This is a genomic window from Ruegeria denitrificans, assembly GCF_001458295.1.
Classification (GTDB): Bacteria; Pseudomonadota; Alphaproteobacteria; order Rhodobacterales; family Rhodobacteraceae; genus Ruegeria; species Ruegeria denitrificans.
This window is the reverse complement of sequence record NZ_CYUD01000003.1, coordinates 138,897-160,312: the sequence shown is the minus strand read 5'-3', so window position 1 is coordinate 160,312 and position 21,416 is coordinate 138,897. Positions and strand designations below refer to the sequence as shown.

Below are 21,416 nucleotides of genomic sequence, written 5' to 3'. Positions count from 1 at the left end.
TCAACGTGAATACGGATTTATCGCTGCGAAACGTCCAGCGCCTGCTTGATATCGGCCAGCAGATCGCCAGAGTCTTCCAGACCGATGGACAGGCGGATCAGACCTGGCGTGATGCTCAGCTCGTCTTTCTGCTCATCGCTCAGACGCTGGTGCGTCGTGGTCGCCGGATGCGTTGCAATCGACTTGGTGTCGCCCAGGTTGTTCGAGATCACGGGAATCGTCAGCGCGTTGAGGAAGGCAAACGCGGCCTTTTTCCCGCCGTTGATGTCCAGTGCCAGAACGGTGCCGCCCTTGCCGCCCAGCTGTGACTGAACCAGTGCATTCTGCGGATGCGTTTTCAGACCGGGATACAAGGTGCGCTCCAGCGCAGCATGTCCTTCCAGTGCTTCAGCCAAGATCTGAGCCGTCTCAGCCTGCGCATTGACCCGCAGCGTCATTGTCTCAATACCTTTTAGCATGATCCAGGCGTTGAACGGACTGAGCGCGCCGCCGGTGTGCTTCATGTAGGGCTCGACCGTACCGCGGATGAAGTCTTTGGTGCCGATGATGACACCACCCAATGCACGACCCTGCCCGTCGATATGTTTGGTCGCGGAATAGATCACCACATCCGCACCTTGCTCGATGGCGCGCGAAAACACCGGAGTGGAAAAGACATTGTCCACAATCACCAGCGCTCCGGCCGCGTGGGCCAGCTCGGCAACAGAGGCAATATCAATCACTTCAAGAGTCGGGTTCGACATGGATTCGAAGAACACCGCCTTGGTGTCCGTCCGGATGGCTGCCTTCCATTGTTCCAGATCGGTGCCGTCCACATAGGTGACGTCCACCCCGAACCGGGTCAGGATGGTCTCGACGATATAGAGACACGAACCAAACAGCGCCTTTGCCGAAACGATATGGTCGCCCGCCTTCAAAATTGAAGTCAGCGCACCATTCACAGCCGCCATACCGGAGGCCGTGGCGAATGCGTCCTCGCCCCCTTCCAGCGCTGCGATGCGCTGCTCGAACATCGACACGGTGGGGTTGCCATAGCGGGCATAGATGAAGTCATCCGGGCCGCATTCCAGGAACCGCGCCTCGGCCTGTTCAGCATTGTCGTAGACGAACCCTTGGGTCAGGAAAATCGCCTCGCTGACCTCATTATATTGACTGCGACGGATGCCGCCATGGACGGCTTGGGTGCGTTTTTTCCAGCTTTCGCTCATGTCATTCCTCTCGACCCTTGACTGGCAAGGGCATCAAAAAAACCCCAGACGCGGTCAAGCGAAAGGGGCCTTTCATCCTGACCTTTTAGCGGTTTTGTTTAGCGTGGCCCGCAATCCGGTAACAAATCGCCACGTAGTGGTGTTGCCCTTACGCCGCGTTCGCTTTCACGTCAACCCTGACAAGGGCAACTTCGCGATTCTGTAATAGCCGACCTACCGGGCATTCTAATTGGCGCTTGTCGTGTATTTTCCGCCGCTGGTAACAGCTTTTTGCTTTTGCCTTCAGCAATGGGCTCTTGCCGTTGACACAGAAAGCTTCATGATCTCCTCAACCTTAGGAGACGTCATGATCGACCTGTATTTCTGGCCCACGCCAAATGGCTGGAAAGCGTCCATCGCTTTGGAAGAGATGGAGCTGCCCTACACCACTCATCTGATCAATATCGGCAAGGGCGACCAGTTCGAACCTGAGTTCCTGAAGATTTCGCCAAACAACCGCATGCCCGCCATCGTCGACCCGGATGGTCCGGACGGAGCGCCCGTTTCAGTGTTCGAAAGTGGGGCAATCCTGATGTATCTCGCCCGCAAGACCGGACGCTTTTACGGCAAGACCGAGCGTGACCGGATCGCAGTTGAAGAATGGCTGATGTGGCAGATGGGTGGTGTTGGCCCGATGGCCGGTCAGGCGCATCATTTTCTGAAATATGCGCCCTACATGGACCCGCCGCAGGATTTGCCGTACGCCCAGGATCGATATCGCTCCGAGGTCGGACGTTTGTACGGCGTTCTTGATCGTCGTCTGGCTGACCATGAATATGTCGCAGGTGACTTCTATTCGATCGCGGACATATCTATCTGGGGCTGGGCGAGCTTGTGGGAAGGACAGCAGCAAGTGCTTGAGGATAAACCCCACTTTACCCGCTGGTTGGAAGCGGTCAGCAGGCGCCCCGGCGTTCAGGCCGGTCGCGCGCTGTATGCAGAATTACGCGGGGATCATCGGGGTAAGCAGGCGCAGGAGACCTTGTTTAAACGTTAACCGCCAACTCTCAGCCCAGAATTTTTTGCACAGCAAAGTCGCCAGAGGATGATGCTGCAAGAGCGTTGACGGAAAAGAAGTGTTCCCGCAATGAACTTCCGCGCTTCGCCAATCCTGGATTCCGGGTTGGATTCATTCGCGCTGCCTTAAATCGAAGCATGGGCCAAAGATCCGCGCCCTGTAGATAGACCTAGAAAATGCGTGAGAATTGTGTCTGGTAAGCGGGCCGGACTAGACCATTCACTCGGGTTTCGATAAAGCCCAGTCTATAACTTGCATCCAGAGCACCCCAACAATGAATAAGACAATCGGAATTTACTCGTTTCCAAAATCCGGAAACACCTGGGTTCGTTACATTATTGCCGGAGCTTTCGCAGCTAACCCTGATACAGTTCCGGGTCTTCACGGGAACCCCATTGGAAACGCAAAATATTTTGAAGAAAATCTGACCGATACCCCTCAGGGTTCGCGAAAAGTAAGATTCTATAAATATCACGGATTAAACTTTATCCGAGAGCAAGATGGGATTGAGTTTAATACAAATAACGTAATCCACATACGCAGAAATCCACTGGACGTATTCCTGTCCTATATGAATTTCATATCGGAGAACGTAAGAAAAAAAGCCCCAATTCCTTTTTCAAGTGTGGATGAAATCAAGGGGAGCGAGATTCTGGATCAGTACCTCTCAGCTTTCATTGTCTTGGGTCACGTTCATACCTTCCCTGTCTCCGGCTCATATTTCCAGCACAACTTTACCTGGAAGGATCGTGCTGAGAAGAACCCGAACGTCAAATTAATCCGCTACGAAGACTTAATGGAGGATTCCTATTCCACTTTGTCTTTTCTCAATGACTGGGTGGGCTTGAAGCGCTTCGATCTAAACCAGGGTATCAAGAGTGCGAAATCGACCACTCAGTTGAATGGCAGGTTTTTTTGGAAGCAAAAGCTCAAGAACTTCAGAGATTATTTGAGTGAGGAACAAATCGCTAGATTTGTGAAGTATCGAGGGGATGACTGCAGAAAACTAGGATATGATCCGAAATTCTTTCTTGAGTAGGATCAAAATACGGCTTGGCTATCCTGGCCCCTATCTAACAGGTATTGCCCAAACCCTCTTTCAATTGCACAGCGCGTTCCAAAACTCGGATCGGTTGCTCGTACCGCACCAAATTTCACGCAAACAATCCTTATGAGTGGGGTCAGAGCATCCTGTTTCGGGAACAAGAAATCCTTGTTATAGTTTGCCTTTAAGCCGAAGAAGAAAAGTCATAACCCTGCCCGATACCCAGGTCATTAATACCTTGAGATCAGTCAATAGACTTTAATATGACCCTGTAGGACACTGATTTTATGCGTATTTTGGTTACCTTTCTTGTTCTCTGTTCTGGCGCGGCGGGTGCAGCACCAGATTGTGACGACCACTCACAGATTCCGACATCCGAACTCGTGGTGTTTGAACCGGCCGAAGTCTTAGAAGAAGATCCAGCCGCCTCTCCGGCAAAACGGGAACTGACAGCCTCCCCCAGACCGCGACTGCGTCCTTGCAAGTTTCGTCAGATCGAAATCGGTCGTGAACGGATGCGCGATCGTGGTGCGGTATGTGGTGATTGGACTATAATCGGCGAGAATCGAAAGCCCTTTAGAGGAAAGTTTCAGGGATGCGGCATTATCGAACCGGTGCGCATCCGTGTGGTGTCCGACATCTTTCTCAGCCAGTTGGCGCTGATGGATTGCGAAACGGCCATTACCCTTAAGACATGGCTGGAAAGCACGGCCAAACCGGCCTTTGCGGATCAGGGCGGCGGTTTGAAAGGAATACGTCTGGCTGGTCACTACGCGTGCAAAACACAAAACAACCAGCCATATGCGCGGATGTCAGAACACGCCCGGGGCCGTGCAATTGATATCTCATCCTTCATACTGGCGGATGGCACCGTGATCACCGTGCGCGACGGTTGGACTGGCGAAGAAACAAGCGATGTTATGCACGAGCTTCACGCTGGTGCTTGCGGTCTGTTCGGCACGGTGCTGGGCCCTGACGCTGACCGTTATCACAAAGGGCATTTCCATTTTGACACGGCGCACCGCCGCAGTGGATCTGTTTGCCGCTAGTGACCTAGCCTTCCCTGCGTACCAGCACATCCAGCATTGATGAAATATCCTCAATCTCTTCGGCGATCACATGGGTCACGGAATGCGCCCGCTGCATCCGGCCGGTGACCCGCAACAACCGCCCCGAGATCACCGCGCGGCGGAACTGTTCGTAAATCTTGCGCCAGACCACCACGTTCACGATGCCGGTCTCATCCTCAAGCGTGACAAAGATCACCCCCTTGGCTGTCCCCGGCCTCTGCCGCAGGATCACCAGCCCGGCGACGGTAACACGCGCGCCCTCGGGCGGGTCGTCCAGCCGGTTGGCTGGCAAGCAGGCCGGCGGGCGCGGCCAGTTCCGGTTTGAAACAGCAGGGTGAACAGGGACAACAAGCATGAGAACAAAAATAGAACAAACAGCAAGAAAGTCCAGACATGGCGTACTGAGTCGCAAATGGTACTGGAAAGACGGAATTGCCTTCACTAAGGAAGAATTCGACAATCGAAAAAGGAAGACGCACGCAATGGCAAAGATCACCTATGTCGAGCACGGCGGTACCGAACATACAGTCGAGGTCGCCAACGGACTGACCGTCATGGAAGGAGCCCGTGACAACAACATCCCCGGCATCGAGGCCGATTGCGGCGGCGCCTGCGCCTGTTCGACCTGCCATGTCTACATCCACCCCGACTGGGTCGAGAAAGTCCCGACCAAGGATGACATGGAAGAAGATATGCTGGATTTTGCCTATGAGCCTGACCCTGCCCGTTCACGCCTGACCTGCCAGATCAAGGTCACGGATGAGCTGGACGGTCTGGTAGTCCAGATGCCCGAAAAGCAGATCTGATGCTTTCCCAAGCGCCGCGTTTGCCCGTTCGCCAGTGGCGACGTCGGGTTCGCGGCGCGATGCTGGCGTCGAGCTTGTGGCTTGCGGGGGCAATACCTGCCGTTGCCGACACTATTACTTCTGCCCGATTTACCGACCCGACTAACCGTTATACCCATGGCGTTCTTGGGGATGACGTTGAATACGGCGCGCTTGAGATCACCGTTAGCAACGCGGCGCAGGGGCTGACGGCAACCCTGCTCTATAGGCGCTCGGCTCTGACCATCAAGTTACCGCTTGATCGCGTCTTCGAAGACATCGCGCCACGTATTGTCGACGTTGATCTCGACGGCAGATTCGAAGTAATCGTCGTAGAGTCCAGCGTCCATACCGGGGCACAACTCGCAATCTATGATGCACGCGGAAAAAAGATCGCCGCCACGCCCCACATAGGGACCCGTTTCCGCTGGCTCGCCCCAATCGGTGCAGCAGATCTGGATGGCGATGGTCTAGTCGAGATCGCTTACATCGACCGACCCCATCTGGCCAAAACCCTGCGGATCTGGCGCTTTCAGAATGGCGCACTAACCGAGATCGCAACTCTGCCCGGTCTGACCAATCACCGGATCGGTGAAGATTTCATCACCGGCGGCATTCGCAAATGCAGAGGAAACCGTGAGATGATTGTGGTCAACGCCGACTGGAGCAACATTGTCAGTGTCAGTTACGACGATGGCTGGAAACAACAGGAACTACTGCCCTTCACCCCTACTGCAATGAAATGGGCTCTAACCTGCCCCTAATAGAACCGACCGCAGCCCGCGTCGGCGGGCTGCCCGGCCCAAAGCCTTTGGCGACGCATCTTTGATGCAGCGTCAGAGCGCGTGAGCCTTTTGGTTTACAGCGCCCGCCAGCCGATATCGCGGCGAAAGAACCCATCAGGCCAGTCAATACCGTCAACCGCCCCATAGGCACGATCCCGTGCCTCCTGCAACGAGCCACCGCGCGCGGTGACGTTCAGAACGCGGCCGCCCGAGGCCACAATTTGCCCCCCCGAAGCTTTGGTTCCAGCATGGAACACCATATTCCCGCTATCTTCAGGAAAACCTTCCAGACCGTTTATCACGCTACCTTTTTCATACGATCCTGGATAACCATTCGCAGCCATCACCACAGTCAAAGCATGATCATCCGCCCAGTTCACCCGCGCCTCGCCCAACCGACCTTCGGCTGCGGCATGCATCAGGTCCATCGCCTGAGCGCCAAGGCGCATCATTAGAACCTGGCATTCGGGATCACCAAAACGCACGTTGTATTCCACAAGGCGGGGCTGGCCGTCCTTGATCATCAAACCAGCATAGAGCACACCTTGAAACGGCATACCGCGACGCTTCATCTCAGCAACGGTAGGCTTGACGATATCTTCCATCGCGCGCTCTTCGATCTCGGCGCTCAGAACTGGTGCCGGAGAATACGCTCCCATACCGCCGGTGTTCAGGCCGGTATCACCTTCTCCCACGCGCTTGTGGTCCTGTGCGGTGCCGACGGACAGGATGTTCTCACCATCACACAGCACGAACAAAGACGCCTCTTCGCCGTCCATGAACTCTTCGATGACCACCTCAGCCCCAGCCCCGCCAAACGCGCCACCGAACATATCGTCGATAGCGTCCAAAGCGGTTTGGTCATCCATCGCCACGATCACGCCCTTGCCTGCGGCCAATCCGTCGGCCTTGACGACAATCGGAGCCCCTTGTTCGCGAATATAGGCTTTGGCTGGTTCAGCTTCGGTAAACCGCGCATAGGCTGCGGTCGGTGCGCCCGACGCATCGCAGATTTCCTTGGTGAAACTTTTCGACGCCTCCAACTGGGCTGCCGCCGCAGAAGGCCCAAAAACCAACACGCCCGCCTCACGAAGTCGATCCGCCACACCTGCAGCCAAGGGCGCTTCGGGGCCGACAATCACGAAATCAATCGCGTTTTCTTCGGCAAAACTGACGACGTCGCCACCGTTCTCGATATCCAGTGCGGCGCAATCAGCGATCTGCGCAATCCCGGCATTGCCGGGAGCCACGATCAGGCGGTCACATTTGGGGTTCTGCATCACCGCCCAGGCCAGGCTGTGTTCCCGCCCACCACTGCCGAGAATAAGGATATTCATGAATGCTCTCCGATCTGCTTGGCCTCGCCTTGCGGGCGTTCTAAGCTGGCCGGGCATTTGACACAAGGCGCTGAAATGTCCGACCTGCTTGACGACCCCATTCCCGGCCAAAACACCCCTGAATACACCGTCTCGGACATCTCGGGCGAGGTGAAACGCACGCTCGAAGGCACGTTTGGCCGGATCCGTGTGCGCGGCGAGGTCGGGCGCGTGTTCAAAGCACGGTCAGGGCATCTGTATTACGACATCAAGGATGATCGGAACGTGCTGGCCTGCACCACGTGGAAAGGTCAGGTCTCAAACCTGTCCGTTGTCCCCGAAGAAGGGCTTGAGGTTGTCGTTACCGGACGTCTGACCGCCTTTGGCGCGCAGTCGAAATACAACCTGAACGTCGACGAGGTCGCCGTTGCCGGGCAAGGTGCGCTGATGGCGTTGCTGGAGAAACGCAAGAAACAGCTTGAGGCCGAGGGGCTGTTTGATCCCGAGCGTAAGAAACCCTTGCCTTACCTGCCGAAGGTTATCGGTGTTGTGACCTCTCCATCAGGGGCGGTCATACGGGACATTCTGCACCGTTTGCGGGATCGGTTCCCGCGCAAGGTTCTGATCTGGCCAGTTGCCGTGCAGGGATCGAACTGCGCCCCAGAAGTTGCGAATGCGATCAACGGCTTCAACCAACTGACGCCCGGAGGCGCTTTGCCCCGCCCCGATCTGATCATCGTCGCCCGAGGTGGCGGGTCGATCGAAGACCTGTGGGGCTTTAACGAGGAAATCGTCGCTCGCGCCGCTGCGGGATCAGATATCCCGCTGATCTCGGCCGTTGGGCATGAGACGGATACGACGCTGATCGACTATGTCTCGGACCGTCGCGCGCCTACTCCGACTGCGGCCGCCGAACTGGCCGTGCCCGTGCGGATAGAGCTGCTGGCTTGGACGGGCGAACAAGGTGCACGTCTGTCCCGTGCCGCAACAGATGCGGTCCAACGGCGCTCGCAGCGCCTGCGCGATCTGTCCCGCGCGTTGCCACGTCCGGACAGCCTATTGAACAACCCTCGACAACGACTTGATTTAATTGCAGATCGCTTGACCCCAGCGCTGGAACGCGGCGTACAGAACCGTCATCTGCAAGTGGTGAAACTGTCCGCCCATCTGCGCCCTTCGACCCTGCGCAATCTGGTTTCAAGCCGTCAGGAAGCGGTGAGGAACCTGTCCTCGCGCCTATCTCTGCGGCCCATCCAGCGCGAGATCGAGATGCAACGCCAGACAGTCACCCGGCTGGTGGAACGTATGAATGCAGCCCAGACAACGCGCCTGGATCGGATGCGGCGACAGTTGGACGCCACGGACCGCCTGCGCGAAACGCTCAGCTACAAGGCCACGTTACAGCGTGGATACACCGTAGTCCGAGCCGACGATCAGGTTGTCACAACGAAAGCTCAGGCTGCGCAGCATGACTCACTGCAGATCGAGTTCGCCGATGGCGTGCTCACCACCGGTCAAACTGCTGGCCACCGACCCGCACCGAAGAAAACACCGAAAAAGGACGCACCGGATCAGGGTTCTTTGTTCTGAGCGCGTCTTAAACGCCTACATCCGGCCCATGACAGATCATCTCTTCATCGACATCCTCGGCCTCGTAGAGTTCTGTTTCTTCCGGATCACCTTCGAATTGTGCAATCAGCCCGTTCCCTGACCGGGTGAACTGCCAGCATTGCGGATCCAAACGGTCTTCGTAGATGAAACAGATCTGACCGTCCTGTTCGTACCAGACGCCATGCTTGCAATCGCCATCTAGAAACGACCAGATGACGCGTCGGTTGGGCAGGTATCGCTCGACACCGTAAACCTGCCCCTGAAAACCATAAAACAGGGTTTTCCCCCGCGTATATTCATCGAAATCCGCCCCCGACAACGCCGACTGGGCTGACGCCGAAAACGCGGGCAGCAAAAGAAGAATCGCAAGAAATCTGAGCATGATTGTATTGTGTCAGAAGCCCTTGCGCCGTGCCAATCACCATTTCCGCAGAACCGCCTGCCTCAACGTCACCGGTTGAGTTGAATCAACAAGCTGTCACAAGCTGCGGAAAACAAGGGGGATTTACATGACGACTGTACTTTTTTGGCTCGCAGCCGCCTGTGCCGTGGCTTATCTGCCGTTGTCACCGCGCCCCGCCAGCACCTTACGAACAGTGCTGAAGACAGCCTCTGTCGCCCTACTGGCCGTGATCGCCTTGCTGGGTGCAAGTCCGCTTCTTCTGGTCGCCGCACTGTTTTTTTGCACCATCGGCGACGCACTGTTGTCGCGCGAGACGGACAGCACCTTTATGGCTGGAATCGGGGCTTTTGCCGCAGGTCATCTGGCCTATGTCGCCCTGTTTCTGACCCATCCTGCAAGCAATCTAGCCCTGATTTTCGACCGGCCCGGATATTTCTGGTCACTCATCATTCTTGGCATTGTTGCCGCTACCCTGCTGACCCCGCGGGCCGGAGAGCTCAAAATCCCCGTGCTAGGCTATATCCCGATCATCCTAGGGATGGGGATTACCGTTCTGTCCCTGCCCGAAACCGGGACATTGCGGTGGGCCCTGCCTGCGGCCCTGGCCTTCATCGCTTCGGACCTAATCCTGGCAACCGAGAAGTTTCTGCTGCCCCCCAACCACCCTGCCCTTAAGATCACCCCTTATCTGGTCTGGCCGCTTTATTGGGGCGCGCAAGCCGGTTTGCTAGTCGCGCTCCTCTGACCCTTTGCAACTGCCGCAAATCCGCATTAGGTGAGGGGAACACCTGCGGAGACTAAAAATGGCGTTTTTCTCAAAGCTCAAGGACAAGTTGTTCAAATCCTCGTCCCGCCTCGAACAGGGGCTTGAGGCCATTGTTGAAGATGGCGGCGAGGAAACGACTGCACCCGATCCGATCATCCCCGAGCCTGAGCCGCAGCCCGAACCTGTGCCGGAAGTTCCGCAACCAGTTCCCGAAGTGCCCGAACCTGCGCCAGCACCGCAGCCGGTCGAGGTGCCCGAGCCCGCGCCTGTTGATCCGACACCTGCGCCCCCGCCGCCCGAAGCAGCCCCCTCCAAGGGCGTTCTGGGTCGGTTGTTCGGGCGCAGCGAGGCGAAAATCGCCGTGCGTCGCACCTTGGATGACGACATGCTGGAACAGCTCGAAGAGCTGCTGATCGCATCAGATATGGGTGTCGACACTGCCCTGCGCGTCACCGCGAACATGGCCGAGGGGCGCTTTGGTCGTAAACTCTCGACGCAGGAAATCAAACAACTTCTGGCGCAGGAAGTCGCCCGCGTGATGGAGCCGGTCGCCAAACCCCTGCCCATCTACCCCAAACGCCCGCAAGTGGTACTGGTCGTCGGCGTGAACGGGTCAGGCAAGACCACCACAATCGGTAAACTGGCCAGCCAGTTCAAATCCGCAGGCAAAAAGGTCGTGATCGCCGCCGGAGACACCTTTCGCGCCGCCGCTGTCGAACAGTTGCAAGTCTGGGGGGAACGCGCAGGCGTTCCTGTCCTGACCGCCCCCGAAGGGTCAGACCCGGCCAGCCTTGCCTTTGACGCACTAACCAAGGCGCAAGAGGACGGTGCCGACCTGCTAATGATCGACACCGCCGGCCGCTTACAAAACCGTGCCGACCTGATGGAAGAACTGGCCAAGATCGTTCGCGTCATCCGCAAGAAGGACGAAACTGCACCGCACAACACTTTGCTGGTGCTGGACGCCACCACCGGTCAGAACGCGCTGAGCCAGGTGGAAACATTCCGCAATCTGGCAGATGTCTCGGGCCTGGTAATGACGAAACTCGACGGTACCGCCAAAGGCGGCGTCCTGGTCGCGTTGGCGGACAAGTTCGGCCTGCCCATCCACGCCATCGGTGTCGGAGAGCAGATCGACGACCTCGCGCCCTTTGATCCCGAAGAATTCGCCGCCGCGCTCACCGGTCTGGGTCAATCCTGATCCGATACTTCATCTGGCCCCAATATTCCTCCGGAGGTGTGGCGTTGGAAAACCCCCAGACTCTCCACTCAGCGAAAAGATCTGATACTTGAGCGACTGGCTGATCTCTCTGGAAGGCACAGAAGCAGGCCACGAACTTGCCCTTGGGCTTGCCCTGATGGCGGCTTTCCTGCACGCGGTTTTCGGAGCCCTGCAAAAAGGTCGCCACGATCCCTGGCTATCGCGTGGCGCAATTGACGCAAGCTATTGTTTGATGGCCGCGCCGTTTGCCTTTTTCGTGGTGCCATGGCCTGAACCCTATATGTGGCCGATCTTTGCTGTCGTATGGCTGATCCACATCGCCTACAAGGTCCTGCAAGCGATGGCTTATACCAAAGGCTCTTACACCGTCGTCTACCCGGTTGTCCGCGGCACCGGCCCGCTGTTCACTGTCATCGGCGCCTATCTGCTGTTCGGAGAAACCTTTACCGGCACACAATGGTTCGGCGTGGGCGTTCTGCTGGCCGGTATCTTCGGATTGGCCGCCTACAACCTTCGGTTTCTTGAAACCAATCGAGAAACGCTGGGTATTGCGCTGGTATTGGCCGTTGCGACCGGCCTGTTCGTGGCGCTCTATACCACCTACGACGCCTATGGCATCCGCGCCACCGCCGATCCGTTCACTTTTCTGGCGTGGTTCTTCATGATCGACGGCGCGACCATGCCCTTCTACGCTTTTCTCAGATGGCGTGCGATGATCAACCGTCCAGCTATCGGACCACTGATGCTGCGCGGCCTTGCAGGCGGCATAATCGCCCCCATGTCTTTCGGAGCCATCATGCTGGCCACAAGGCTCGACAAGGTTGGCGAAGCAGCCGTTCTGCGCGAAACCTCAACCGTCTTCGCAGCCCTGATCGGCTGGCTGGTGCTGAAAGAAACCGTGGGGCCAAGGCGGATTGCGCTGATGGCATTGATTGCATTGGGCGCCGTAATAGTTGAAATGGGCGGGTAAGCAGCAGGAAACCGTTATGACAGGCAAAAAAGAGATCAACCCGTTTCTGAAACAGGTGCTGGAGCTTGGCCCCCCATTGGCCTTCTTCTTCATCTACCTGCGCCTGCGCGACGATAGCTTCCTGATCGGTGGCATCGAATATTCCGGCTTTATCGTTGCTACCATCCTTTTCGTGCCGCTGATGCTGGCGGCTATGGGGGTACTTTGGTTTCTGACTGGCAAGCTCAGCAGGATACAGATTTTTACCGCTATAATGGTCATTTTCTTTGGAGGTCTGACCGCCTGGTTCAATGATGAGCGGTTTTTCAAAATGAAAACCACGCTGGTCTACGGATTCTTTTCGATCATGCTTGGTATCGGTCTGTTGCAGGGCAAATCCTACCTCGCCTATGTTCTGGACGAGATGCTGCCGATGCGCCACGAGGGCTGGATGATCCTGACCCGACGGCTGTGCGGCTGTTTCGCGGTTCTCGCCGCAGCCAACGAATTTGTCTGGCGAACAATGTCTACTGACCTGTGGGTAAAAATTGAGACTTTTGCCTTTCCCATCGCGCTGATGGTTTTTCTAATGCTGCAATTCAATCTGCTGCAAGGCTATATGGATGACCCTGACCACCAGTAGATGAGCCACTTTAGACGGCGTTCGCCTCATGCGTTTACAAGGGATTGTCGGGTAGAACCGACAAAAACCTTGGCTTAAGGCTTTAGCTGTGGAAGGTTGTGGCACCACCAAGTCACTCACAGCCGGAGAATCTGGAACTTATGACAGCTTTCCCAGACAGCGGCTTCCTGTCCGAGGCGTCCGACGGGTTGAAAGCTATGCTTTCTGCCCAGGCGACTGAAATTGCACTAAAACGCGGCGATGTCCTGTTTGAACAAGGCGATGAAGGCGACGCGCTTTTTGCAATCCTCGAAGGCACGCTCGAGGTGTCATTTCTGGCCATGAGCGGCCGCAAACTGTCGCTGACCCTGATGCGCCCTGGTGAGGTGTTTGGAGAGATCGCCCTGTTTGACAGCGGCCCCCGCACCGCCACCATTGCGGCGGCAGAGCCTTCGCGTGTTCTGCGCGTTCGACAAGGCGACGTGATGGACCAAATTCGCCAGCATCCCGATCTGGCGGTTGACTTGATCCGGCTGGCCGGTCTGCGCATGCGGTGGATGGGGTCACAACTAAACGAGCAGGTGTTCCTGCCGATGCCGATACGACTGGCCCGCAAACTGTTGCACCTGTCCGGACTGCAGGATGACCCATCGACCCGGATCACCCTATCGCAAAGCGAACTAGCTGAATTCGTGGGCGCCACTCGTGAAGCTGTTTCAAAAACCATTTCGACCTGGAAACGCGACAATGTGGTCGAAGCGTCGCGCGGAGGATTGATGATTCACGATTTTCAGGCTCTGCGCGAATTGGCAGAATCTGATCTGATCTGACCCCTGTGACCTTCTTCACAGACCGTGGATCACGTTGAGACTAATCTCGTAATTGTTACCGTAGGAGGTCAGAGAATCATCCCCGATATCTGTCCACTGACCTCTCCCTGTATCAGAGCCATACGCCTCCCCGGCGTGTGGCTCACTTATTTTCAGCCCCGATGCAAAAAGGCCGGAGGTCATGCTCCGGCCCTTTTATTGAACTGAAGATCAGTTACTCGCCCAGGCTCAGCGCCACAAAGCGGGGTTCCCCGCCACGGCGCACCAGCAGCAGCAAAGATTTGCGGCCAGCCTCGCGCGCCTCGCTCATACGCGCCTCAAGGTCGCCAATCGAAGTAACCTTCTGCTGACCGGCTTCGGTGATAAGATCACCCGCACGCAGACCCTTGGAATAGGCTTCTGACGCCTCATCCACCTCAGTTACGACCAGCCCTTCGGCATCCGCGTCCAGACCGAGATCGGTGCGAAGCGTATCTGTCAGCGGTGAAATCGTCAGACCCAGAATATCAGCGTTTTCATCTGGCGCGGCTTCGGGAGTTTCCTCCTCTTCGGTTTCCGAGCGTTCTGCATCCTCACGGCGACCTAGCGTTACCAGAACAGTCTGCGTACCGCCGTCGCGGTGCACGACCACACGAACCGATTTACCAACCGTGGTCTCGCCCACCTGACGCACCAGGCCGCGGGTATCTTCGACCTCGACCCCGTCAAAGCTGAGGATCACGTCACCTGCCAGCAGTCCCGCATCCTTGGCCGGACCATCGGGTACATCGCTGATCAGTGCGCCGCCGGGTTTGTCCAGCCCCATCGCTTCGGCCATGTCCTCGGTCACGTCCTGAATCCGCACACCCAACCAGCCACGGCGGGTTTCACCGAATTCGCGCAGCTGGTCGACAACCCTGACGACCACGTTGGACGCCATCGAGAATCCAATTCCGATGGAACCGCCATTGGGCGACAGGATCGCGGTATTTACACCGATCACCTCGCCATTCATGTTGAACAGCGGGCCACCCGAGTTGCCCCGGTTAATCGCCGCGTCGGTCTGAATGTAGTCGTCATATGAACCGCTCAGTGCCCGGTTGCGGGCCGACACGATTCCGGCCGAAACCGAAAAGCCCTGGCCCAGCGGGTTGCCCATGGCAATTACCCAATCTCCTACACGTGCAATGTCGCTATCGCCAAATTGCACATATTTCAGCGGGCCTGAGGCTTCGACCTTGAGCAATGCGATGTCCGTCTTCTCATCCGTGCCGATCACCTTGGCCGGTAGCTCTTTCTTGGGCTGGCCGTCGCCGGGAAAAAATTCCACAAGGATTTCATCGGCTTCGGCGATGACGTGATTGTTGGTGACAATATAACCGTCCTCGGAAATCACAAAACCCGACCCCAGCGCATTGCTGCGGCGTGGGCGGTCGCCTTCTTCGCCGTTCCGATCCTGAAATTCGCGAAAGAAATCTTCGAACGGAGAACCCTCGGGCACAATCCCCTGTGGGCCGGTCTGTCCTTCGATCAATGTAGAAGTAGTGATATTCACCACCGCCGGGCTGATCTTTTCAGCCAACGGCGCCAGGCTTTCGCCGCGCGCCTGCGCTGCGACGGTTTGCGCCAGCACTAGCAACATCCCAGCAAAGGCCAACCACATTAGCCGCATGAAACCAACACCATCGTCCCTTTGGACTGCAATACTGCGCGCTTGTGACTGCACTTGGGAACTCCTTGTCGTCAATTCTTCTTTGGTCGCATCTCGGCAACCTGTCTTGACACCCAATGTAGTCAGTTTGTCCAAGCCCGCAACTCGGGATCGCGGGGAAATCACCGGCAAGTGAAAGGACTGTATTAAAACCCGACCTGATACGCGCCCCAAAGCAGCACTAAGCCGCTGACCACGCACAGCAGTCCCGCCAGCCTGCGCGCTTGTTCCGGCAGTGTCCGCAGCGCTTCAAGCATACGTTCTATAAGCGAAGGGGCCAGCGCATAGGCCAGCCCCTCGACAATCAGTACCAGCCCAAGGGCCAGAAGGATCATGCCCATTATTCAGCGACCGGCGCCCGCCGTCCAGTCGGCGAACTCAGGTAGTTGAAAAACTCTGAATCCGGGCTCAGAATCAATGAGCTATTGCTGCCCTGCAGCGCATTCTCGTAAGCGGTCAATGAGCGGTAGAATTCAAAGAACTCCGGGTCCGCGCCATAGGCTTCGGCAAATATCGCGTTGCGTTCGGCGTCGGCCTCACCACGAATGATCTCAGCCTCGCGGTTGGCATCCGATACCAGTTCAACCACGGTCCGGTCGGCCTGCGCGCGAACACGTTGCGCTGCCTCGTTACCACGCGCACGTTCGTCTGTTGCCTCACGTTCCCGCTCGGCCTTCATCCGGTCAAAAGTCGCCTCAAGGTTGGCCTGAGGCAGGTCGGTCGCCTTCAGACGCACGTCGATCACAGTGACACCCAGCGCCTGCGCTTCGGCGATTGCGCTGTTACGGATGCGCAGCATCAGCGCGGCACGGTCCGAGCTGAGGATATCACGGGACGAGACCGAACCCAGAACTTCGCGGGTTTCGGCGCGCAGGATGCGGTCCAGACGATCTTCGGCAACCGGGATACCACCGACACCAACGGCCTGACGGAACCGGTTCAAATCGGAAATCCGGTAGCGCGCGAAGGCGTCGACGACCAGACGACGATCATCCAGCGGTGTTACTTCCAACGGCTGGACGTCGATCGACAGGATACGGTCATCATAGCGGACAACTTCCTGAATCACCGGAATTTTGAACGCCAGACCGGGTTCTTCCTTAACCGCGACAACGCGGCCAAATTGTAGGACCAGCGCGCGTTCCCGCTCGTCCACGATGAAAATCGAGGACAAACCAATCACGCCCAGAATCACGACCAGGATGAGAATAATAGGTGATTTACGCATCAGTTGCTCTCCCCGGCCGGACTATTACGGCGCAGTTCGTTCAGCGGCAGATAGGGCACGACGCCCTGCCCCTGCCCGGTTGAGTTTTCATCCAGAATGATCTTGTCGACGTCTCCCAGAACCTGCTCCATCCGTTCCAGATACAAGCGTTTTCGGGTTACATCAGGCGCTTTGGAGTATTCTTCCAGAACCGCGCTAAAGCGGCTGGCTTCACCCTGTGCACCATTGATCTGTTGGGCACGATAGGCTTCGGCCTCTTCCAGAACCTGTGCAGCTTCACCGCGGGCTTCAGCCAGAACGCGGTTGGCGTAGGCGTCGGCAACGTTCTGCAGACGGTCACGTTCTTGCGCAGCGGCCTGAACGTCGCGGAATGCTGCAATCACGTCCTGCGGCGGGTCGGCTTTGTCAAAGTTCACACGGACGATGTTTACACCTGAATCGTAGCTGTCCATCGTCGATTGGATCAGTTCCTGCAAACGGTCCGCGATGATACCCCTGTCCCGGTTCAGGATCGGAGCAAGCTCTGACTGCGCGATGATCTCACGCATCGCCGATTCAGAAACAGCCTGAATCGTCTGCTTAGGGTCCCGCAGGTTAAACAGGTACTTGGCCGGATCGTTGATGTTCCAGACAACTTGATAGTCGATATCAACTACGTTCTCGTCACCGGTCAGCATCAACCCATCGTCACTGCCACGTGCCCCCCCCATATCTTCATTTCGTTCGCTGGTCACTGAGACAACTTCAGCCGTCACAAACGGCCAAGGGGCAAAGTTCAGACCAGAATTCCCAACGGCCGAGAATTCGCCAAGAAACAACTCAACCGATTGTTCTTCGGGTTTCACGGTATAAAAGCTGGCAGCGCCCCAAAGCACAGCTGCAACGACTACACCGATCAGCACTGTACCCTTGGTAAAGATCGGGCCACCGCCACCGGTTCCCCGTCCACTGCCGCCACGGCCACCGCCGCCACCCATCAGTACGCGCAGCTGTTCCTGGCCTTTTTTCATCAGCTCGTCGATCTCGGGGATCTGCGGGCTCTCGCCTTCGGGTGGTTTGCGCCCGTCACCGTTGTTACCCCGATTTCCTCCGCCACCGGAAGAGCCTCCGCCCCCCCAGGGGCCACCGCTGTTGCCCGCCATATGTATCTGTTCCTTCGTGTTGGACCGTGTGATCACGGGTTCCCTTGTAACTTGTGTGCGCGCCGTTGCAAATCAAGCAGTGCGAACAGGTTGCCGCATTGTCACCAGTTCCTCGGCCATGACCGGATGAACAGCGACGGTGCGGTCGAAATCTTCCTTGGTTGCGCCCATTTTCACGGCGATACCGGCCAGCTGGATCATCTCGCCCGCGCCGGGGGCCACGATGTGGCAGCCCAGCACCTTGCGGGTCGCCTGACTGACGATCAGCTTCATCAGCACCCGTTGCGTCCCACCGGCAAACGCCTTTTGCATCGGCTTGAATGAGGTCGCATATACCTCAACCGGCTCTTGCGCAGCAGCGTCTTCCTCGCTGAGACCGACGGTGCCGAACTCCGGTTGGGTGAAGATCGCAGTCGGAATCAACTCGTGATCGACCGGTGTTGGGTTAGCCTTGAAGACGGTTTCGACAAAAGCCATGCCTTCGCGGATCGCCACCGGAGTCAGGTTCACTCGGTCCGTCACGTCACCGATAGCATAGATCGAGGGCACGCCGGTCTGGCTGTATTCGTCCACCACAATCTCACCCTTACGGCCCCGTTCAACGCCAACGGCCTCAAGCCCCAGGTTGTCGGCATTGGGTGCGCGACCAGTGGCGTACATGACCACATCGAACTGATCCTCGGTGCCGTCGGTGGCTTTGACGCGGATCTTGTCGCCATCCTTGGTCATCTCCAACACATTGGTGCCCAGACGTACATCAATACCATTCTGCCGCATCTCTTCGCAGATCAGGCCGCGTGCCTCTTCATCAAAGCCACGCAATATTTGCGCACCCCGGTAGAACTGGGTGGTCTTCACTCCCATCCCGTTCATGATCCCGGCAAACTCGCTGGCGATATACCCACCGCCCACAATCAGGATGCTCTCGGGCAGTTTTTCCAGATGGAAGATCTCATTCGAAGTGATCGCCAGATCCGATCCCGGAAACTCGGGCACAACTGGGTGGCCACCGGTTGCGATCAGAATATGCTTTGCCGTCTTACGTGTGCCATCGGCCAACTCAACCGTATGGGCATCAACCACATGGGCACGCTGATCAAAGCTTTCGACACCGTTGTTCTTGAGAATGTTGCGATAGACACCTTCCAGCCGATCCAGTTCCGCCACCAGCTTGCCGTGGAAGGTGTTCCAATCAAGGGCGCCGGGTTTGACATGCCAGCCATAGGCCTGCGCGTCCTGCATGGTGCCCGAGAACTCGCTGGCAAAAACCATCAGCTTTTTCGGCACACAGCCCCGAATGACGCAGGTGCCGCCGTAACGATCTTCTTCGGCCAGCGCCACTTTGGCACTGTTTTCGCCAGCTGCCACGCGCGCCGCGCGTACCCCGCCCGAGCCGCCTCCGATGACGAACAGATCATAATCAAAGCTCATTTACCGTGCCTCTTTCAAGTTGCCACAAGTGCCCATTGGCCTTGCAAGGGGTGTATAGTATCGCGCGCTGCTGTCCAGAGCGATCAGGGATGGATTAGCCCCCCGTGATTTCCCGAACATCCACCGGGGAATGCCGAAGCGCCGCAAGCAACTGCTCAGATATGGTATGGTCGAGCAGATTCAACGGGAACCGGACCAACTTAGGCCGGTCGTTATTGTTGATGTAATGGACGTAGCCAAACTTGCGACCGGGTCCAATTTCAATGCCTTGAATGCGAGACCATGGAATGGCACCAAAGTATGTACCACGCCCGCGAAATCGGAACTCGTGATCAGTAAGAATACAAGGCGGAAATCTCGCATCAAACCTGTCAGACGGCCCAGCGAAAGAAACAAAAACACCGTTGTCAGCAAAAAAAGCGCAAGGTTCCAAGGAGCTTGCGTTAAGCCGCCGGACAATACCCTCAATCCGAACAGCCACACTACCAGAAGGCACCAAAACCCACTAGGCGCACGCCACAAAGCGGTCGAACGCGACATCAAAAATTCTGTGAATCTATCGCTCATCCGCCAGATCCGAGAATAGGTTCTCGCCGCCGCTTATCAACTCACCCACTTCGGTGGTGCCCGCGTTGATGTCGCGCAGTTCGACCCGGCCATCGCCATGGCCGATCACGACCTTGTCACAGATGTCGATGAACAATCCGTTCTCAACAACGCCCGGCACCTGATTGAGCACCAGCGCCAATTGGCGCGCATTGCCGATGCGTTGCAGGTGCAGATCCAGAACGTGGTTGCCTTCGTCTGTCACAAAAGGTGCCTCGCCATTCATGCGCAACATGGCCGAGGTGCCCAGAACATCCATCGTATCCAGTACTTCTTGGATCAAAGTGCGGGTGGTTTGCCAGCCAAAAGGGATCACCTCGACCGGCAGGGGGAAGGCGCCCAGCGTTTCAACCTCTTTGCCGGCATCTGCGATGACGATCATCTGATCGCTGGCCGTGGCGACGATTTTTTCCAACAGATGCGCACCTCCGCCGCCTTTGATCAGGCTCAGTTCGCTATCGAATTCATCCGCGCCGTCGATGGTCAGATCCAGCCATCCCGCCTGATCGAGCGAGACCACTTCGATCCCAACCTCGCGGGCCAATTGCGCGGTGCGGATCGAAGTCGGAACGCCCTTAACCCGCAACCCTTCATTTTGCACCCGTTCACCAAGGCGGCGCACCATCCAAGCAGCGGTCGATCCTGTCCCCAGACCGACGCGCATACCATCCTGAACCAAATCGGCAGCTCGGCGCGCGGCAGCAAATTTGGCGTTGTCGATAGGCGACAGATCACGGGTCATGGCAGCGTTTCCCTTTATTACTGACAGACTTATACGGAATACGACTGCCAACTTCGAGAGCCAATTCTCCGCTGGATAGCGTAAACATGCGAGGAAAATACGCGTTTCCGATGGGAAACGTCGCAATCGAGGCTTCCAGCAACAGCACGGCATTGTACATTGGATACATGACCGCGCCCTATCGCCTGCACTACGCCCCCGACAACGCCTCTCTGGTGATCAGACTGGCGTTGGAAGAGATGGGCCTGCCATTTGAAACCGTTCTGGTGAACCGCCGCCAGAACGAACAGGACAGTGCAGCATATCGGGCCTTGAATCCGAATGGGCTGATCCCGGTGCTGGACACGCCGCAGGGGCCGATCTTTGAAACAGCGGCCATTCTTTTGTGGCTGGCAGATACGCACAAACAACTGGCTCCCGCCCCCGACAGCCCGGATCGGGCGGCGTTTTTGAAGTGGCTATTTTTTGCGTCCAATACGCTGCACGCCGATCTGCGCATTCTGTTCTATGCCGAAAAGTACATCGACGCGGCACAGGCCGAAACTTTGCGAGAAGGCATCCGCCCGCGCCTGCGTCAACATCTGCGGGTGTTGGACGCCGAGGCCCGGAACGCGCCGGTCTGGCTACAGGCCGATACCCCATCGGTTCTTTGCTATTATCTGGCCTGCCAAATGCGCTGGATTGCGCTGTATCCCACCAGCGCGGATCGCAGCTGGTTTCAACTGGCGGACACGCCCTATCTGCAAGAAACCCTGGCGCGGCTGGAATTCCGCCCCGCGACCCAAGCCGCCAGCGCGGCCGAGGGGTTGGGGGTTACGCCGTTCACCTCACCACGTTACGCTACACCTGAAGAAGGCTCAGCTACCTGA

General features: G+C 57.1%; 22 protein-coding genes and 1 riboswitch. Of the genes, 12 read left to right on the top strand and 10 right to left on the bottom strand.

What is annotated here, in order from left to right; translation table 11 throughout:
- Positions 1-17: 17 nt before the first annotated feature.
- Positions 18-1,208: an O-succinylhomoserine sulfhydrylase gene (gene metZ / locus RUE5091_RS05580; RefSeq protein ID WP_058280903.1), complete on the bottom strand. Its 1,191-nt coding sequence runs from the start codon at positions 1,206-1,208 to the stop codon at positions 18-20.
- 65 nt (positions 1,209-1,273) lie between these two features.
- A riboswitch (SAM riboswitch) is annotated at positions 1,274-1,351 on the bottom strand.
- Between the two features lie 203 nt (positions 1,352-1,554).
- On the opposite strand from metZ, the gene RUE5091_RS05575 reads away from it, so the two are divergent.
- The 3 genes from RUE5091_RS05575 (at position 1,555) to RUE5091_RS05565 (ending at position 4,359) form a co-directional block, all read left to right on the top strand.
- Positions 1,555-2,244, top strand: coding sequence for a glutathione S-transferase N-terminal domain-containing protein (locus RUE5091_RS05575; RefSeq protein WP_058281106.1), 690 nt, complete (start codon positions 1,555-1,557; stop codon positions 2,242-2,244).
- 295 nt (positions 2,245-2,539) lie between these two features.
- Positions 2,540-3,304 (top strand): sulfotransferase domain-containing protein, encoded by a 765-nt coding sequence (locus RUE5091_RS05570; RefSeq protein WP_058280902.1) that lies wholly within the window; start codon positions 2,540-2,542, stop codon positions 3,302-3,304.
- A gap of 293 nt (positions 3,305-3,597) precedes the next feature.
- Complete coding sequence (locus RUE5091_RS05565; protein ID WP_058280901.1) at positions 3,598-4,359, top strand: extensin-like domain-containing protein; 762 nt, start codon at positions 3,598-3,600, stop codon at positions 4,357-4,359.
- A 4-nt stretch (positions 4,360-4,363) separates the two neighbouring features.
- Here RUE5091_RS05565 and RUE5091_RS05560 read toward each other — a convergent pair whose 3' ends face one another.
- Positions 4,364-4,735 (bottom strand): OB-fold nucleic acid binding domain-containing protein, encoded by a 372-nt coding sequence (locus tag RUE5091_RS05560; protein ID WP_058280900.1) that lies wholly within the window; start codon positions 4,733-4,735, stop codon positions 4,364-4,366.
- A 127-nt stretch (positions 4,736-4,862) separates the two neighbouring features.
- Between RUE5091_RS05560 and RUE5091_RS05555 the strand changes: the two genes are divergently transcribed.
- A complete protein-coding gene (locus RUE5091_RS05555) occupies positions 4,863-5,186 on the top strand; it encodes a 2Fe-2S iron-sulfur cluster-binding protein (protein ID WP_058280899.1) in 324 nt (107 codons plus the stop codon).
- A complete protein-coding gene (locus RUE5091_RS05550; RefSeq protein ID WP_058280898.1) occupies positions 5,186-5,968 on the top strand; it encodes an FG-GAP repeat domain-containing protein in 783 nt (260 codons plus the stop codon). Before RUE5091_RS05555 ends, RUE5091_RS05550 begins: the two co-directional genes overlap by 1 nt.
- A 95-nt stretch (positions 5,969-6,063) precedes the next feature.
- Here the strand turns inward: RUE5091_RS05550 and purD are convergent, their stop codons facing one another.
- On the bottom strand, positions 6,064-7,326 hold the full coding sequence (purD, locus tag RUE5091_RS05545) for a phosphoribosylamine--glycine ligase (protein ID WP_058280897.1): 1,263 nt from the start codon (positions 7,324-7,326) through the stop codon (positions 6,064-6,066).
- Positions 7,327-7,401: 75 nt separating this feature from the next.
- On the opposite strand from purD, the gene xseA reads away from it, so the two are divergent.
- The gene (xseA, locus tag RUE5091_RS05540) at positions 7,402-8,895 is read left to right on the top strand and encodes an exodeoxyribonuclease VII large subunit (RefSeq protein ID WP_058280896.1); all 1,494 of its coding nucleotides are present in this window, start codon (positions 7,402-7,404) and stop codon (positions 8,893-8,895) included.
- Positions 8,896-8,902: 7 nt separating this feature from the next.
- Here xseA and RUE5091_RS05535 read toward each other — a convergent pair whose 3' ends face one another.
- Entirely contained in the window at positions 8,903-9,298 is a 396-nt protein-coding gene (locus RUE5091_RS05535; RefSeq protein ID WP_058280895.1) for a hypothetical protein, read from the bottom strand.
- A gap of 127 nt (positions 9,299-9,425) precedes the next feature.
- On the opposite strand from RUE5091_RS05535, the gene RUE5091_RS05530 reads away from it, so the two are divergent.
- The 5 genes from RUE5091_RS05530 to RUE5091_RS05510 all read left to right on the top strand — a co-directional run bounded on the left by RUE5091_RS05530 (position 9,426) and on the right by RUE5091_RS05510 (position 13,708).
- Positions 9,426-10,064 carry a lysoplasmalogenase family protein gene (locus tag RUE5091_RS05530; RefSeq protein WP_058280894.1) on the top strand — a complete coding sequence of 213 codons (639 nt, stop codon included), beginning with the start codon at positions 9,426-9,428 and terminating at the stop codon, positions 10,062-10,064.
- Between the two features lie 58 nt (positions 10,065-10,122).
- Positions 10,123-11,286 carry a signal recognition particle-docking protein FtsY gene (gene ftsY, locus RUE5091_RS05525; RefSeq protein WP_058280893.1) on the top strand — a complete coding sequence of 388 codons (1,164 nt, stop codon included), beginning with the start codon at positions 10,123-10,125 and terminating at the stop codon, positions 11,284-11,286.
- Between the two features lie 88 nt (positions 11,287-11,374).
- Positions 11,375-12,277 carry an EamA family transporter gene (locus RUE5091_RS05520; protein WP_058280892.1) on the top strand — a complete coding sequence of 301 codons (903 nt, stop codon included), beginning with the start codon at positions 11,375-11,377 and terminating at the stop codon, positions 12,275-12,277.
- 16 nt (positions 12,278-12,293) lie between these two features.
- Positions 12,294-12,899 (top strand): inner membrane-spanning protein YciB, encoded by a 606-nt coding sequence (locus RUE5091_RS05515; protein ID WP_058281105.1) that lies wholly within the window; start codon positions 12,294-12,296, stop codon positions 12,897-12,899.
- A 140-nt stretch (positions 12,900-13,039) separates the two neighbouring features.
- Positions 13,040-13,708 carry a Crp/Fnr family transcriptional regulator gene (locus tag RUE5091_RS05510; protein ID WP_058280891.1) on the top strand — a complete coding sequence of 223 codons (669 nt, stop codon included), beginning with the start codon at positions 13,040-13,042 and terminating at the stop codon, positions 13,706-13,708.
- Between the two features lie 214 nt (positions 13,709-13,922).
- Here RUE5091_RS05510 and RUE5091_RS05505 read toward each other — a convergent pair whose 3' ends face one another.
- The 6 genes from RUE5091_RS05505 to rpiA all read right to left on the bottom strand — a co-directional run bounded on the left by RUE5091_RS05505 (position 13,923) and on the right by rpiA (position 20,547).
- Positions 13,923-15,359, bottom strand: coding sequence for a Do family serine endopeptidase (locus RUE5091_RS05505; RefSeq protein WP_243470723.1), 1,437 nt, complete (start codon positions 15,357-15,359; stop codon positions 13,923-13,925).
- 185 nt (positions 15,360-15,544) lie between these two features.
- Complete coding sequence (locus RUE5091_RS05500; protein ID WP_058280889.1) at positions 15,545-15,739, bottom strand: DUF2065 domain-containing protein; 195 nt, start codon at positions 15,737-15,739, stop codon at positions 15,545-15,547.
- Positions 15,739-16,626, bottom strand: coding sequence for a protease modulator HflC (hflC, locus tag RUE5091_RS05495; RefSeq protein ID WP_058280888.1), 888 nt, complete (start codon positions 16,624-16,626; stop codon positions 15,739-15,741). Before hflC ends, RUE5091_RS05500 begins: the two co-directional genes overlap by 1 nt.
- Entirely contained in the window at positions 16,626-17,768 is a 1,143-nt protein-coding gene (gene hflK, locus RUE5091_RS05490) for an FtsH protease activity modulator HflK (RefSeq protein ID WP_058281104.1), read from the bottom strand. Before hflK ends, hflC begins: the two co-directional genes overlap by 1 nt.
- Positions 17,769-17,840: 72 nt before the next feature.
- Positions 17,841-19,199 carry a glutathione-disulfide reductase gene (gene gor / locus RUE5091_RS05485; RefSeq protein ID WP_058280887.1) on the bottom strand — a complete coding sequence of 453 codons (1,359 nt, stop codon included), beginning with the start codon at positions 19,197-19,199 and terminating at the stop codon, positions 17,841-17,843.
- Positions 19,200-19,755: 556 nt separating this feature from the next.
- A complete protein-coding gene (gene rpiA, locus RUE5091_RS05475; RefSeq protein WP_058280885.1) occupies positions 19,756-20,547 on the bottom strand; it encodes a ribose-5-phosphate isomerase RpiA in 792 nt (263 codons plus the stop codon).
- A 167-nt stretch (positions 20,548-20,714) separates the two neighbouring features.
- Here rpiA and RUE5091_RS05470 point away from each other — a divergent pair, with 167 nt between their 5' ends.
- A complete protein-coding gene (locus tag RUE5091_RS05470) occupies positions 20,715-21,416 on the top strand; it encodes a glutathione S-transferase family protein (RefSeq protein ID WP_058281103.1) in 702 nt (233 codons plus the stop codon).

Coding starts and splice junctions, on each gene's coding strand:
- metZ (WP_058280903.1), bottom strand. CDS start 1,208: ATGAGCGAAAGCTGGAAAAAACGCACCCAAGCCGTCCATGGCGGCATC.
- RUE5091_RS05575 (WP_058281106.1), top strand. CDS start 1,555: ATGATCGACCTGTATTTCTGGCCCACGCCAAATGGCTGGAAAGCGTCC.
- RUE5091_RS05570 (WP_058280902.1), top strand. CDS start 2,540: ATGAATAAGACAATCGGAATTTACTCGTTTCCAAAATCCGGAAACACC.
- RUE5091_RS05565 (WP_058280901.1), top strand. CDS start 3,598: ATGCGTATTTTGGTTACCTTTCTTGTTCTCTGTTCTGGCGCGGCGGGT.
- RUE5091_RS05560 (WP_058280900.1), bottom strand. CDS start 4,735: ATGCTTGTTGTCCCTGTTCACCCTGCTGTTTCAAACCGGAACTGGCCG.
- RUE5091_RS05555 (WP_058280899.1), top strand. CDS start 4,863: ATGGCAAAGATCACCTATGTCGAGCACGGCGGTACCGAACATACAGTC.
- RUE5091_RS05550 (WP_058280898.1), top strand. CDS start 5,186: ATGCTTTCCCAAGCGCCGCGTTTGCCCGTTCGCCAGTGGCGACGTCGG.
- purD (WP_058280897.1), bottom strand. CDS start 7,326: ATGAATATCCTTATTCTCGGCAGTGGTGGGCGGGAACACAGCCTGGCC.
- xseA (WP_058280896.1), top strand. CDS start 7,402: ATGTCCGACCTGCTTGACGACCCCATTCCCGGCCAAAACACCCCTGAA.
- RUE5091_RS05535 (WP_058280895.1), bottom strand. CDS start 9,298: ATGCTCAGATTTCTTGCGATTCTTCTTTTGCTGCCCGCGTTTTCGGCG.
- RUE5091_RS05530 (WP_058280894.1), top strand. CDS start 9,426: ATGACGACTGTACTTTTTTGGCTCGCAGCCGCCTGTGCCGTGGCTTAT.
- ftsY (WP_058280893.1), top strand. CDS start 10,123: ATGGCGTTTTTCTCAAAGCTCAAGGACAAGTTGTTCAAATCCTCGTCC.
- RUE5091_RS05515 (WP_058281105.1), top strand. CDS start 12,294: ATGACAGGCAAAAAAGAGATCAACCCGTTTCTGAAACAGGTGCTGGAG.
- RUE5091_RS05510 (WP_058280891.1), top strand. CDS start 13,040: ATGACAGCTTTCCCAGACAGCGGCTTCCTGTCCGAGGCGTCCGACGGG.
- RUE5091_RS05505 (WP_243470723.1), bottom strand. CDS start 15,359: ATGCGGCTAATGTGGTTGGCCTTTGCTGGGATGTTGCTAGTGCTGGCG.
- RUE5091_RS05500 (WP_058280889.1), bottom strand. CDS start 15,739: ATGGGCATGATCCTTCTGGCCCTTGGGCTGGTACTGATTGTCGAGGGG.
- hflC (WP_058280888.1), bottom strand. CDS start 16,626: ATGCGTAAATCACCTATTATTCTCATCCTGGTCGTGATTCTGGGCGTG.
- hflK (WP_058281104.1), bottom strand. CDS start 17,768: ATGGCGGGCAACAGCGGTGGCCCCTGGGGGGGCGGAGGCTCTTCCGGT.
- gor (WP_058280887.1), bottom strand. CDS start 19,199: ATGAGCTTTGATTATGATCTGTTCGTCATCGGAGGCGGCTCGGGCGGG.
- rpiA (WP_058280885.1), bottom strand. CDS start 20,547: ATGACCCGTGATCTGTCGCCTATCGACAACGCCAAATTTGCTGCCGCG.
- RUE5091_RS05470 (WP_058281103.1), top strand. CDS start 20,715: ATGACCGCGCCCTATCGCCTGCACTACGCCCCCGACAACGCCTCTCTG.